Source organism: Streptomyces sp. NPDC059816 (assembly GCF_042732055.1).
In the GTDB taxonomy this organism is placed as follows: Bacteria; Actinomycetota; Actinomycetes; order Streptomycetales; family Streptomycetaceae; genus Streptomyces.
On the sequence record NZ_JBHWIQ010000004.1, the window covers coordinates 324,294 to 337,667 of the forward strand.

A 13,374-nucleotide genomic window follows, 5' to 3' on the forward strand; every position below is an offset into this window, starting at 1 on the left:
GAGATGCAACCGACCAGTAGCAAGCACGAACAGCGCTCCCGGGCCACCCGGTCCGCGCTGGTGGCCGCCGCCCGGCGGCTGTTCGCCGAGCGCGGCTACGCGGACGTCGGCACGGAGGAGATCGTCCGGGCCGCGGGGGTGACCCGAGGCGCGCTCTACCACCAGTTCCGCGACAAGACCGACCTGTTCGACACCGTGGTCCAGACGGTCGAGGCCGAGGTCACCCAGCGGATCGCCACCCAGGCCATGGCGACCGCCTCCGATCCGGTCGAAGCCCTCAGGGCGGGTGCGCGCGCCTTCCTCGACGCCTTCGCCGAGCCGGACGCGGAGCGCATCCTCCTGCTGGACGCCCCCGGGGTGCTGGGCTGGCGGCGCTGGCGCGAGATCGGTCAGGACCAGGGCCTCGGGGTGATCACCGAGGCCCTGTCGGCGGCGATCGAGACCGGAGACCTGGTGGACCAGCCCGTCTCCCCGCTGGCCCACCTGCTCCTGGGCGCGCTCGACGAGGCGGCACTCAAGGTCGCCCACGCCGACGACCCGGTGGCGACCCGGACGGAGATGGCCGCGGCCCTGGACCGCCTCGTGGAAGGACTGCTCGTCCGGCGCTGAGCACGCGCCCCCGGTGCGCCGGGGGCGTGCGTCACCCTGCGGACCGGGCCGTGGCGCTCCCCGGCGGGCGGGGGCCGTCGTGCGCGCCGGTCGGGCCCCGGCCGGGATTTCGGTTGCCGAGGGCGGGTACGGCAAGATGGGGTGTGTCTGCCCTCATACGGCGGAGTCAGATGCCGAGTCGCATGCCGAGTCGCATCGAGACACATGTTGACACTTCAGGTATCAAGCTGCCGGACGGTTTCTCTTGGCTGAGTACATTTACACCATGCGCAAGACGCGCAAGGCGCACGGCGACAAGGTGATTCTCGACGACGTCACCCTGAACTTCCTCCCCGGCGCGAAGATCGGTGTCGTCGGCCCGAACGGCGCCGGCAAGTCGACCGTACTGAAGATCATGGCGGGCCTGGAGCAGCCGTCCAACGGCGACGCGTTCCTGTCCCCGGGCTTCACCGTCGGCATCCTGCTCCAGGAGCCGCCGCTGGACGAGTCCAAGACGGTCCTGGAGAACGTGCAGGACGGCGTCTCGGGCATCAAGGGCAAGCTGGACCGCTTCAACGAGATCGCCGAGCAGATGGCGACGGACTACTCCGACGCGCTGCTCGACGAGATGGGCAAGCTCCAGGAGGAGCTCGACCACGCCAATGCCTGGGACCTCGACGCCCAGCTCGAACAGGCCATGGACGCCCTCGGCTGCCCGCCCGGCGACTGGGCCGTCACCAAGCTGTCCGGTGGTGAGCGGCGCCGCGTCGCGCTGTGCAAGCTCCTCCTCGAACAGCCCGACCTGCTGCTCCTCGACGAGCCCACCAACCACCTCGACGCCGAGTCCGTCAACTGGCTGGAGCAGCACCTGGCCAAGTACGCGGGCACCGTCGTGGCCATCACCCACGACCGGTACTTCCTCGACAACGTCGCCGAGTGGATCCTCGAACTCGACCGCGGTCGCGCCTTCCCGTACGAGGGCAACTACTCCACCTACCTGGAGGCCAAGCAGAGCCGCCTCAAGGTCGAGGGCCAGAAGGACGCCAAGCGCGCCAAGCGGCTCAAGGAAGAACTGGAGTGGGTCCGCTCCAACGCCAAGGGCCGCCAGGCCAAGTCGAAGGCGCGACTGGCCCGGTACGAGGAGATGGCCGCAGAGGCCGACAAGATGCGGAAGCTGGACTTCGAGGAGATCCAGATCCCGCCGGGCCCGCGACTGGGCAGCATCGTCGTGGAGGTCAACAACCTCTCCAAGGCGTTCGGCGAGAAGGTGCTGATCGACGACCTGTCCTTCACCCTCCCGCGCAACGGCATCGTCGGCGTGATCGGCCCGAACGGCGCCGGCAAGACCACGCTCTTCAAGATGATCCAGGGCCTGGAGGAGCCGGACGGCGGCTCGATCAAGGTCGGCGAGACCGTGAAGATCTCGTACGTCGACCAGAGCCGCGAGAACATCGACCCGAAGAAGACGCTGTGGGCCGTCGTCTCGGACGAGCTCGACTACATCAACGTCGGCCAGGTCGAGATGCCGTCGCGGGCGTACGTCAGCGCGTTCGGCTTCAAGGGCCCGGACCAGCAGAAGCCCGCCGGCATCCTCTCCGGCGGTGAGCGCAACCGGCTGAACCTCGCACTCACCCTCAAGCAGGGCGGCAACCTGCTGCTCCTCGACGAGCCGACCAACGACCTCGACGTCGAGACGTTGTCCTCGCTGGAGAACGCGCTCCTCGACTTCCCGGGCTGCGCCGTGGTCGTCTCCCACGACCGTTGGTTCCTCGACCGGGTCGCCACGCACATCCTGGCGTACGAGGGCGAGTCCAAGTGGTTCTGGTTCGAGGGCAACTTCGACTCGTACGAGAAGAACAAGGTCGAGCGGCTGGGCGCCGACGCGGCACGTCCGCACCGGGCCACCTACAAGAAGCTCACCCGGGGCTGATCCGCGATGACCCGTCACATCTACAGTTGCCCGCTGCGCTGGTCGGACATGGACGCCTTCGGGCACGTCAACAACGTGGTCTTCCTGCGTTATCTGGAGGAGGCCCGGATCGACTTCATGTTCCGGCTGGCACCCGGTGACGGGTCCCCGTTGTTCGCCGGTGGGTCCGTCGTGGCCCGCCACGAGATCGACTACCTCCGCCCGCTGGTGCACCGGCACGAGCCGGTCGTCATCGAGTCGTGGGTGACCGGCATCCGCAACTCGTCGCTGACGGTCGCCTACGAGGTCAAGGACCACGAGGGCGCCGAGCAGTCCTACGTACGGGCCTCCACGGTCATGGTCCCGTTCAACCTGGACACCCAGCGGCCTCGGCGGATCTCCGCCGAGGAGCGGGGGTTCCTGGAGCGGTACCTGGTGCCCGACGTCGACGCGGAGGCACTGGCGGTATGAGTCGAACGGTGGACTTCGCCGACGGCGGGGAAGCGGCGGACCTCGCCGCCTTCCTCGTCCGGCTGCTCCACTACGACCGCGGCGCCGCGGTCCGCCTCCAGGCGGCCCGGGCCACGCTCGCGGTCTTCGGACGGCCCCCGTCGTTCGAGGTGCTGGCGATCCGCACGGCCAGGCTCGCGAAGCCGTACGAGCACGGCATCGAGGACTCGCTCGACACCACGGTGTCGGCGGGGGAACTGCTGGAGTCGATCGACGAACGGGCGGGTACGGCCCGGGTGCCGGACGCGGTGACCGGGCCGCCCTGGGCCGGGGTGCTGCCCCCGCGCGGCGGCTGGCAACCCGAGCCGGGACTGCCGTCCGCGCACGCGGTGCGGACGATGGTGGCGCAGGTGGTGGCCGAGTTCCGGTTCCGCACCCAGTCGCTGGAGTCCACCGAGCGCAGCCGGGCGGCGCTGGACCGGATCGGCCGCGAGGTCTGGTCCCGGCCGCTCGGGGACAGTGACCTCCCGGTCCGTGCGGCGCACGCCGCACAGGCCCTCGGTTTCCTCCCGGGAACGACCACCGGCCCGCCGGACACCGGGCCGTCCGCTGACGCCCCGCTCGCCCTGCTCACCAGCGGAACGTGGCTGCGGCTGCGGACGCCGTTCGGATCGGTGGCCCTCCGCAGGGCCGGCACGGCGAGCCTCACGGTCACCCCGGCGTAGCGCACCCGCCCGACTACGCGTCCGGCCAGACCCCGATGTGGTCCTCCTCGTGCTTGAGGAGGACCCGGTCCCGCATCCCCAGGCTCTCCGTGTACTCGGCGGGCAGTTGGAGCCGTCCCGCACGGTCGAGCATCGCGTACTCACGGGCGACCAGGGACTCCTCGCCGGTGGCCGCGTCGACCTCGGTGCGGCGCAGCACCTCGGTGGAGGTGCGGCCGTCCCGGATGGCGACCGTCCGGCGGACCTCGCTGGCCACCGCCTGGTCATGGGTGACGATCACCACCGTCGTGCCCAGCTGCTCGTTCGCCGTGCGGAACGCGGCGAAGATCTGCTCGGCGGTGTGGGAGTCGAGCTCCCCCGTGGGCTCGTCGGCGAGCAGCACCGACGGGTCGTTGGCGAGGGCCACGGCGATGGCGGCGCGCTGCTGCTGACCACCGGACATCTGGTGCGGGCGCCGGTCGCGGCAGTCGGCGACCTCCAACAGGTCGAGGAGTTCCACCGCCCGCTCGGCCCTGGCCCGGCGACCCCGCAACCCGCGCGGGCCGCCGCTCAGCTGCATGGGCAGCGTCACGTTCTGCGCAGCCGTCAGGTACGGCAACAGGTTGCGGGAGGTCTGCTGCCAGACGAAGCCGACGACCTCCCGACGGTAGGCCAGGCGTTCCGCGGACCCCATGGTCAGCAGGTCCCGGCCGGCGACGCTGGCGGCGCCCGCCGTCGGTTCGTCGAGTCCGGCGAGGATGTTCATCAGGGTGGACTTGCCGCTGCCCGACGCCCCGACGAGGGCCATCAGTTCGCCTTCGCGCACCAGGAGGTCGAGCCCCTGGAGCGCCTGCACCTCCACGCCGTCGGTGGAGAAGATCCGCACCAACCGGTCGCAGCTGATCAGCGCGTCGTGCCCGTAGGCGGGTCGGTCGCGTCGATCGGCGGCCCGCCGTTCCAGCTCCGCGAGCGAGGTGCCCGTGCCGCTGGCGGGCTCGGTGGTCGGGGTCGTGTTCATGAGGTGCGCTCCCGAGGTGGGGCCGATGGGGTACGGGACCCGGGCGGGGCCAGCGGTGCCGGTAGGGCCAGCAGTGCCAGTGGGGCCAGCGGTGCCGGTGGGCGGGCGGTCATCGTTCGTCCCCCAGCCGTAGTTCCCGGACGGCGTCGCGGCGGCCGGTCCACCACGCCTGGACGGCCGCGACGCCGACCGTCAGGGCGACCACGGCGAGGGCCGGCAGCAGCAGGGACACCGGGTCCGGCCGCAGCCCGGCCACCCCGGAGGGCAGTGCACCGGCGCCGGACACGGAGGCCAGGGCGACGGCCGTCAGATCGGTGCCGGGCGCGAGCAGCCGGACGGCCGCCCACCCCGCGAGCACCCCGCCGCCCGCCGCCAGCAGGGCCTGCGGCAGCGATTCCAGGACCAGCAGTCGACGTCCGTCCCGGCGGGTGAGCCCCATGGTGCGCAGCCGGGCGAGCAGCGCGGTCCGCTCCGGCGCGGTCCGGGCCAGGGCGAGCAGCAGGGCGAGGGCGGCGAACCCGGCGCCCGCCGCGACGGCCGCCGCGTAGACGCGTTCGGCGCCGGTCTGGAGGGGCGAGTCTGCGTACCGGGCGCGTTCCGCGTCCCGCAGGTGGACGATCGTGTCGGGGCCCGCAGCCTTGCGCAGCGCGGCGCCGTCGAGCTGGCGACCGGTGAGCAGCAGTGAGGTGGGCCGCAGCGGCCCGCCGAGGGCGCGGGCGTCGACGACCAGGAAGTCCGCGGTCCGCACCGCCGGGGTCACCGGACGCACGGCGGCGACCCGGACGGTGATCCGCTCGCCGTCGACGCGCAGGGTGACCGGTTCGCGGCCGAGGCGTTCGGCGGTCGCGGGGGAGGCGAGCGCCGGTACGACACGTGTCTGCTTCGTCCCGTCGGTCAGCGTGCGGGCTGGGAACGCTCCCACCCCGAGTCGCTCGGACAGTTCGGCGTACGCCCGTGCGTCCACCACTGCGAGCGGCACCCGGGCTTCTGAGTCCTCGCTGCCGCCGCTGGCGGCGGCTGCCGCCGCTCCGCTCGGACGCTCGGACGGGTCGCCGGGCGGCACGCCGAGGGCCACGGCGTCGTAGTCGACGGTCGCGCCGGTCACCGACTCCACCCCGGCGACCTCCCGGATCCGTCGGGACTCCCCGTCCGAGAAGGGTTCACCGGCGTTGATCCGGGCGTCCGCGCCGGTGCTGAGCAGTGCCGCCCGGTCCCGGGTCTCGGTGATCCCGGTGAGCACCGAGCCACCGAACGCGGCGGTGGTCAGCGCGGTCAGCAGGGCGAGCAGCGGCAGCACCGCGGAGGCCGGGCCGCGGGCCGTGCGGGCCAGCGCGAGGTGGCCCATCAGTCCGCGCAGCCGCCGGGTGGGTCCGGCGAGCAGCCGCAACGGCAGCGGATACAGCCGGACCAGGACGAGGGCGGCGATCACGCCGATCAGCGCCGGGGCGAGCGCGACGAGTCCACCGCCTCCGGAGCCGCGCTGGCGCAGCACCACGACGGCGCCCACCGCCAGGACCAGCAGGGTCAGTTCGGCGACCGTGCGTCGCCGCGAGGGGCGGGTCGTCGTCAGGTCCTCGCGGTCCGCCCCGATCCGCACGGCCCGGTGTGCGGCGAGTGCGCGCACCGGGAGCGCCAGGCAGGCCACGAGCGTCACCGCGGCGGCGGCCAGTACCGCGAGCGGCCACCGCCCCCCGGGCAGGGCGAGCAGGGCCAGGGCGAGGCCCAGGGCCCCGGCGGGCACGGCGACGACGGCCGTCTCGGCGAGCAGTCGCCCGCCGAGTCCGCGCAGTGAGGCACCGCGGGCCCGCAGTACGGTCAGTTCGGCCCGGCGGCGCCCCGCCGCGAGTCCGCCGGCCATCAGGAGCACCACCAGGGCGACGGTGCCGGTGCCGAACGCGGCGACCGCGACCAACGGCAGGACGCCGTCGCGCAGCTTCCCGTACTCGGTGAGGACCTCGTCGAGTTCGGTGTCCGCGACGGTGTTGACGTCGATGGCGCGACGCGCGTCCAGCAGCGCCGTTCCGTTGACGGTGGAGGCCAGGGCGGCCTGGGCCCGGTCGAGTTCGCCGCCGGCGAGGCCGGTGGCGTCGGGCGCGAGGTTCCAGTACCGCTCGGGGCTCCCCTCGGCGCCGAGCAGGACCGGTGCCGCGTCCGGGTGCAGCAGGAGGGCGCCGAGCCAGTACACCGGCGGGTCGGGCACGGTGGACGGGACCCGCACCAGTGCGGGGGTGCGCAGCAGGGGTTGGGTCGCCCAGTAGGGGCCGTCCGGGTCCTTGGGGTCCACGATGCCGGTGATGCGTACGGCGACGGGGTCCCGCACCACGCCGGGCATGCGCAGCACGGCGCCCGTCTTGATCTTCAGCCGTCGGGCGGTCTCCCTGCTCACCACGGCCTCCACCCCGGGGCTCTCCGCGGTGACCGCGCCCCCGGCCCGGGGGAGCCGTCCCTCCCGGACCTCGGCGTGCGCGTCGAGGCCCTGTTGGGCGGTGAGCGAGAACCGCGGGCGCAGGCCGCGCGGTTCGGGGAGCCAGTCCTCCAGGGTCTCCGGGGGTTCGGCGGTGCGCACCCCGTACGAGGAGTGCGCGTCGTCGGCGGCGAGCGGGGCCCGGAGCGCGTCGACCACGTCCGCGTAGCCCTTGCGCAGCGCGGCGCCGCGCAGGGCCTTCTCGCGCTGCGCCATCGACAGGTTGGGGTGGGGCTGCGGGGCGCTGAACCGGATGGCGGCCCGGGCGGGGGAGGCGTCGGCGACGGAGTGCCGCAGTCCCTCGTCGCGCAGGCCGTCCACGGCGAGCGGGAGGCCGGCGGCGAGTGCCGCGGTGAACGCCACGAGCAGCGCGAGGGCCAGGGCGGCGCCCCGGGCGGTGCGCAGCCGGGTACGGACCCAGGGAGCGCTCAAAGGGGTGCGACCGCGCTGGTGGCCGGCCGACTCCTTCCGCTCGGGCGGTTCGGGCGTCGTCGTCGGTCCGGGTGCCGTCGGGCGGCCGGGGGTCGGGCCGCTGGCCGTTCGCTCGTTCACTGTCCGCCCGTTCGCCACCTGCCGGTCCGTCGGCTCGCGCCGCACCGGCCGTCCACCCGTTCCGCTGCCGTTCTTCCCGCTGTTCCCGTTGTTCCCCTGCTGATCGTGCCGGGTCACCGTTCCACCGCCGCTCCGAGCGCCGTGGCCAGGTTGGCCGGGCGCCGCAGTGGCAGCGCCGCCGTGATCAGCAGCGGGCCCGCCGCCACCAGCGCGAGCAGCAGGAGGACCTGACCGACGGGCAGTTCCACCAGGACCGGCGGCACCGGCCGGGTCGCATCGGGCGTCAGCAGGATCAGCGGCACCACCGCGCGGGTGAGCACCGTCCCCAGAGCGGCGCCCACCAGGAGCGCCAGGCACACCAGCACCCCCTGTTCCGCCGCCACCAGTCGGGCCAGCCGGCGGCGGGGCGCCCCGAGGGCGCGCAGCACGGCGAATTCGGTGGAGCGTTCCCGCAGCGCACCGGCGGTGCTCACGCCGAAGCCGACGGCCGCCAGCGCCGCCGCGGCGACCGCCACCGCAGTCAGCGCGGCACCGGGGCCGGCGCCCAGCGGGTCGTCGCGCAGCCCCTGGGCGATCTCGTCGCGGACGAGCACGGTGGCCGGGTCGGTGTCGGACCGTGCGCGCAGCGCCGCCGCGGCTTCGGCGGACTGCCCGGGCGCGGTCGTCAGCCACCACTCGGTGGGCGATACACCGGTGCCGTCGCGTTGCGTCAGGATGCGGTTGACGGCGTTCAGGTCCAACAGCAGGGCGCCGCCGTCGCGGTCGGCCGCGGAGGTGCTCGCCCCGGTGGCGTCGGCCCCCTCGCCGTTCGTCGCGACGGGGGCCCGACCGTCCGGGCCGGTGGTGGGCAACGCCCGTACGCTGCGTTCGATCCGTACGGGGACATTGGTGCCGGCGAGCGCCACGTCGACCCGGTCCCCGGGCCGGGCGCCCAGGACCTTGAGGTACTGGTCGGTGGCGATGGCCGGGACCTCCTCGGGCACGCTCCGGTCCGCCATGATCCGGACGGTCACGGTGTTGTCCTCGCCGGACCAGAACGGGCCGCCGGGGGTGTAACCGGTGCCGTAGCGGGCGGTGATCCGGGGGTCCTGTGCATCGGGCCCGGTCAGTTCGGGGCGGGTCGGGCGGGCCTGCTCGCTCAGCGCGTCGTCCGCGCGGGCGACCGCGGACTTCGCCCGCCACGGGGAGCTGAGCCGCACCGGGGCGGCCTCGGTCCCCCCGTCCGCGGCCCGTAGCGCGGCCACGGTGAGCACGTGCCGTTCGGGCACGCCCACGGGTTGGGGGACGTCCAGCTCCAGACCGATGAAGGTCAGCGGCCGGGCGGGTTCGCCGGCGGCGGACTCCGCGGCCTGCAACAGGTCGACGGAGAGGGTGCGGGTGCGACCGTCGGCGGTCAGCGTCCCGGCCGGCAGCCGGTACGACAGTCCGTAGCGGTCCTCCACCAGCACGGCCACCCGGGGCGGTTCGTGCGACGCGTCCTTCGGCGGCCCGGAGTCGTCGTCCGGGGCGACCCCGCCCGGGTCGGGCTTCGTCCGCAGCCGGACGTCGAGTTCGAGGCGGGTGGTGTCCTTCGGCAGCCGGGTCCCGTCCCGCGCCGCGCTGATCCCCGCGGACCGGGGGGCGCCACCGGTCAGTCCGCCCAGGTCGGGGCGGGTCAGCACATGCTTCGCGCCCCGTGCGGTGTCCAGGGCGAGGACGGTCGCCTCCCGGTCCCCCGAGAGCTGCGCCGTCGCCCGTAGCACGGGCACCGCCTCCCGCACCCCGGGCAGTTCCGCGTACCGTCCGGCGTGCCCCAGCCCGGCGACCCCGGCGGTCTGCACCCGGACCGAGGCGCCCGCGCGGAAGTCCGCCTGGTCGTCCTGCGAGCGGTCCCACGACGAGCCCTGGCCGATGGCCAGCATCCCCATCGCCACCGCGAGGACGAGCAGCAGCACGGGCCCCGCGCCCCGCAGCGGCCGACGGCTGAGCTGCCAGCCCGCGAGCGCCGAGGTCAGCCCCCGGCCGCTCGCCGCGCGACGCTCGGCGAGCCGGGCGGCCGGCGGCAGCAGCCGCAGGGTCAGCGCCGTACCGGCGAGCAGCGCCAGCGCGGGCGCCGCCACCAGCAGCGGATCGATGCCGGGCTGTCCCGAGCCGTCCTTGCCGAACACGCCCGACTGGGCGGTCTGCCGGTCGAGCTGCCAGTACGCGATGCCCGCGACCGCCACCAGCGCCACGTCCGCGCCGGCCCGCAACGGCCCGGGCAGCGCACGCCCGCGGCCCCGGGTCGCACCGTCCGAGGTGAGGGCCGGCAGGGTCACCGCGAGCGCACAGCCCAGGGCCACGGCGCCCGCGACCAGCCACACCCCGCCGGACGCCACCCCGTCCACCCGCAGCCCGATCCGGGCCAGCGCGCCCTGTCCGGCGAGCAGTTCCGTCAGTGGACCCGCGAGCAGCGGCGCCAACAGGGCGGCGGGCAGCGCCAGCATCAGCGCCTCCAGTGCCGCGAGCGTGCCGATCCGGCCGCGCGAGCCGCCGCGGGCCCGCAGCAGCCCGGTCTCCCCGTCGCGTTCGGCGCTCAACAGCCGCGCCACCAGCAGCAGGGTGTACCCGGCGAGCAGGGAGAGCTGGAGCGCCACGATGAGGAGCGTGGAACGGGACACCAGGGTGGCGCGTTCCGCCCGGTCCAGGACGCCGGGCAGCCCGGTGGTGACGTCGGTGCTCCCGCCGAGCGCCGCCGACCCGCGCAGCGACGCGACGCCCTCGCGGGCCGCGTCGCGCAGTGCGTCGATGCGCCCGGTGCTCATCGCGGAGAAGTCGGCGACCGCGAGCCAGGACGTCTCGCCGGTGCTGACCCGCCCCGCGGTGGCCAGCACCGCCGGGTCGGTGAGCAGCGGCCCGTACGTCGTGAACGACACCTTCTGGACGCCGCGCCCGCGCAGCCCGTCCAACTGCCAGTAGGGGGCGTCGGCCGCGACCGGGCGGTAGACGCCGACGACCCGGACGCGGACCGCGGGCCCGTCGAGCCGGTCGGTCAGGGTCAGCGCCGCTTCCCGGTCCCCCGGGTGCACGCCCAGCTCGGCGGCGGCCGTCTCCGGGAGCGCCACCTCCACCTCACCGCGTCGGGAGGCGTCGGGCGCCCGACCCCGCACGATCCGGACCTGGGTGGTGTCCAGCGAGCTGAAGTGCGTGAGGTACGGATTGCCGTCGCGGGCGGCCGGCGGCTGGAGGGACCGGGGGAGCGCGTAGGGGCCGGAGCGGGCCAGCGCGCGGGTGGTGAACGGCAGCCCGTCGAAGGCGGTACGGGCCGCGTCCTGCACCGCCTTCCCGGCGGCTTCGGTGGCGCGCCGGTCGGAGGGCGCGACCGGCGCCTTGGCGGTCAGCGCGGTCGCGGCGGTGTCCCGGGTGCGCAGCGTGTGCCGCAGCGCGGCGTCGCCGATGCCGCCGGAGAAGGCGGCGAGGGTCGCGAGGACCGTGGTGGTCAGGACCACGGCGACCAGTGCGGCGGCGAGCAGGAGGCGGTGCGCCCGGACGCGCGCCAGTACGAACCCTGTCACTGCTTGTCCCGCCCCCGCGATCCGCCGTTGCCCGTCGCCACGTGGTCCCGCCCCCGTGGGTGCCCCGTCCCGTGGGTGCCGGCGCGCCACACCGGGGCACGCGCGTTCTACGGGAGGTTCCTGGATGCTTTCAGAGTGGAGGGGGGAGCGGAAGGGGCAGCGGGGGCACGAAACGGAAAACGGGGTGCGGAATCCGACTATCGGGGCGGGATCAGCCCGGGCTGTTGATCATCGAGGCGGCGGCGTACGTCATGTACCGCCACAGCTGCTCCTCGTGCTCCTCGGACAGCTCCAGCTCGTCCACCGCGTCCCGCATATGCCGCAGCCACGCGTCGTGCGCGGCCCGGTCCACCGTGAACGGGGCGTGCCGCATGCGCAGGCGGGGGTGGCCGCGCTGCTCGCTGTAGGTCTTGGGACCGCCCCAGTACTGGATCAGGAACAGGACGAACCGCTCTTCGGCGGGGCCGAGGTCCTCTTCCGGGTACATGGGGCGCAGCAGGGGGTCCTCGGCGACGCCCTGGTAGAAACGGTGGACCAGCCGGCGGAAGGTTTCCTCGCCGCCGACCTGCTCGTAGAAGGTCTGCTCCTGAAGGGTGCCGCGCCGGATCTCGTTCACACCGTCCATGGTGTCAGACCGGGTGGCCGAGGACTCGGGTCCTAGGACCCGAGAGGTTGGCCCGGGGCCCGGCTCCGACTGGTGTGCGCTGCCCCGCGCAGTTCCCCGCGCCCCTGAGGTGCGTCCCTGCCGGGGTGCGTTGTCCAGTGGGGGTGGGCCGGGCCGTGCCGCAGCGCCCTGATCAGGGGCGCGGGGAACTGCGCGAACGCGGGACGCACGCCCGCCGGACAGCGCACGCCCACCGGAACGCACCCGAGGGGCGCGGGGAACTGCGCGGGCAACCACCACGCACCCGCACAAGAACAGCCCACGCCCGCCAGGACGCACCGCTAGGGGCGCGGGGAACTGCGCGGGTGACCACGGCGCACCCGCACAAGAACAGCGCCCTCGCGCACAGTGCTCCGGCGCAGGACAGTGGAGGCATGGGCCCGCACACCCCCCGCAGCGCACCGGAGGGCGACCTGGCGCAGGTCGCCGCGGAGGCACGCGCCGGCATGGTCCGGGCGATCGAGGCGAGCGGCGGCTGGGACGCCGATCCGGGCTGGCGCACCGCCTTCGAGCAGGTCCCGCGCCACCTCTTCGTGCCCACGTACTGGATCGGGGTGGGCAGCGGCCACGAACGGCTGTGGGGCGGTCACCCCGATCCCGCCCGCCGCACCCGCTGGATGCGCGGTGCCTACGCCGACGCCCCGCTGGCCACCCGGCTGCGCGACGGGGAACTGCTCTCCTCGTCCAGCCAGCCCTCGCTGATGGCCAGGATGCTCGCCGAGCTGCGGATCGGTCAGGAGGACCGGGTACTGGAGATCGGCGCGGGCACCGGCTACAACGCGGCGCTCCTCGCCCACCGGGTCGGTGACGAGCGGGTGACCACCGTGGACCTGGACCCGGACATCACCGAGAGCGCGCGAGCCCATCTGCGGGCCGCCGGCCACGCCCCGACCGTGGTCACCGGCGACGGCGCCCGGGGCTGCCCCGAGCGGGCGCCCTTCGACCGGATCATGGCGACCTGCACCCTGCCGTCGGTGCCGCGGGCCTGGCTGGCGCAGTGCACGCCCGGCGCTCTGGTCCTGGCGCCGCTCGCGACGGGACTGATCCGGCTCACGGTGACCGGGCCCGAGGAGGCCGAGGGCAGGTTCCTGCACACCTCGGCGTACTTCGTCCCGCTGCGGGGCGCCGCACGGCGCCGTACCCAGGCCCCGTACCCCGGCGGGCTGCCGCGGCGGGCGCTGCACAGCGAACTGTTCCAGTTCCTGTTGGCGCTCACGGCCGGGGTGCTGGACCCGCGCGAGGCGGTCAGCCTCTGGCAGCGCGAGGGGCGCCCCGCCCGCGAACGCTACGGCGTGAGCGTGCGCGGGCGGCACACCTGGAGCTGGCTGGACGAGCCGGACGGCCCGTACGCCTGGCCGCTGCCCGACGCCTGACCGCCCGGGCCCGCCGTGGTTGCGCCGGCCGCCCGCGGAACCCCGACGGGATAAGCCCCCGTGGCTGGTGATAGTCGGACCGGCCCCCACCGGAACCCGCTACCCCTACAGGAGGGGCA

The 13,374-nt window shown here is 74.5% G+C and carries 9 protein-coding genes; 5 read left to right on the forward strand and 4 right to left on the reverse strand.

Annotation, left to right across the window (positions count from 1 at the left end):
* The first annotated feature begins 3 nt into the window (after positions 1–3).
* The 4 genes from ACFV88_RS08070 to ACFV88_RS08085 all read left to right on the forward strand — a co-directional run bounded on the left by ACFV88_RS08070 (position 4) and on the right by ACFV88_RS08085 (position 3,672).
* Positions 4–609 (forward strand): TetR/AcrR family transcriptional regulator, encoded by a 606-nt coding sequence (locus ACFV88_RS08070; RefSeq protein WP_385487258.1) that lies wholly within the window; start codon positions 4–6, stop codon positions 607–609.
* Positions 610–853: 244 nt separating this feature from the next.
* Positions 854–2,518 carry an energy-dependent translational throttle protein EttA gene (gene ettA, locus ACFV88_RS08075; RefSeq protein ID WP_385487260.1) on the forward strand — a complete coding sequence of 555 codons (1,665 nt, stop codon included), beginning with the start codon at positions 854–856 and terminating at the stop codon, positions 2,516–2,518.
* A gap of 6 nt (positions 2,519–2,524) precedes the next feature.
* Positions 2,525–2,968, forward strand: coding sequence for an acyl-CoA thioesterase (locus ACFV88_RS08080; protein WP_385487262.1), 444 nt, complete (start codon positions 2,525–2,527; stop codon positions 2,966–2,968).
* A complete protein-coding gene (locus ACFV88_RS08085; RefSeq protein WP_385487264.1) occupies positions 2,965–3,672 on the forward strand; it encodes a hypothetical protein in 708 nt (235 codons plus the stop codon). Before ACFV88_RS08080 ends, ACFV88_RS08085 begins: the two co-directional genes overlap by 4 nt.
* Positions 3,673–3,685: 13 nt before the next feature.
* Here ACFV88_RS08085 and ACFV88_RS08090 read toward each other — a convergent pair whose 3' ends face one another.
* The 4 genes from ACFV88_RS08090 to ACFV88_RS08105 all read right to left on the reverse strand — a co-directional run bounded on the left by ACFV88_RS08090 (position 3,686) and on the right by ACFV88_RS08105 (position 11,843).
* On the reverse strand, positions 3,686–4,669 hold the full coding sequence (locus ACFV88_RS08090; protein WP_385487266.1) for an ABC transporter ATP-binding protein: 984 nt from the start codon (positions 4,667–4,669) through the stop codon (positions 3,686–3,688).
* A gap of 109 nt (positions 4,670–4,778) precedes the next feature.
* The gene (locus tag ACFV88_RS08095) at positions 4,779–7,802 is read right to left on the reverse strand and encodes an FtsX-like permease family protein (protein WP_385487268.1); all 3,024 of its coding nucleotides are present in this window, start codon (positions 7,800–7,802) and stop codon (positions 4,779–4,781) included.
* Positions 7,799–11,218, reverse strand: a complete 3,420-nt coding sequence (locus tag ACFV88_RS08100; protein ID WP_385487270.1) for an FtsX-like permease family protein — start codon at positions 11,216–11,218, stop codon at positions 7,799–7,801. Before ACFV88_RS08100 ends, ACFV88_RS08095 begins: the two co-directional genes overlap by 4 nt.
* Before the next feature lie 211 nt (positions 11,219–11,429).
* The gene (locus tag ACFV88_RS08105; RefSeq protein ID WP_385487272.1) at positions 11,430–11,843 is read right to left on the reverse strand and encodes a globin; all 414 of its coding nucleotides are present in this window, start codon (positions 11,841–11,843) and stop codon (positions 11,430–11,432) included.
* A gap of 413 nt (positions 11,844–12,256) precedes the next feature.
* Here ACFV88_RS08105 and ACFV88_RS08110 point away from each other — a divergent pair, with 413 nt between their 5' ends.
* Entirely contained in the window at positions 12,257–13,255 is a 999-nt protein-coding gene (locus tag ACFV88_RS08110; RefSeq protein ID WP_385487440.1) for a methyltransferase domain-containing protein, read from the forward strand.
* Positions 13,256–13,374: the final 119 nt, after the last annotated feature.

Excerpts from the sequence above, each read along its gene's own strand:
- ACFV88_RS08110 (WP_385487440.1), top strand. The coding sequence starts at position 12,257 with ATGGGCCCGCACACCCCCCGCAGCGCACCGGAGGGCGACCTGGCGCAG.
- ACFV88_RS08070 (WP_385487258.1), top strand. The coding sequence starts at position 4 with ATGCAACCGACCAGTAGCAAGCACGAACAGCGCTCCCGGGCCACCCGG.
- ACFV88_RS08085 (WP_385487264.1), top strand. The coding sequence starts at position 2,965 with ATGAGTCGAACGGTGGACTTCGCCGACGGCGGGGAAGCGGCGGACCTC.
- ACFV88_RS08105 (WP_385487272.1), bottom strand. The coding sequence starts at position 11,843 with ATGGACGGTGTGAACGAGATCCGGCGCGGCACCCTTCAGGAGCAGACC.
- ACFV88_RS08080 (WP_385487262.1), top strand. The coding sequence starts at position 2,525 with ATGACCCGTCACATCTACAGTTGCCCGCTGCGCTGGTCGGACATGGAC.
- ACFV88_RS08090 (WP_385487266.1), bottom strand. The coding sequence starts at position 4,669 with ATGAACACGACCCCGACCACCGAGCCCGCCAGCGGCACGGGCACCTCG.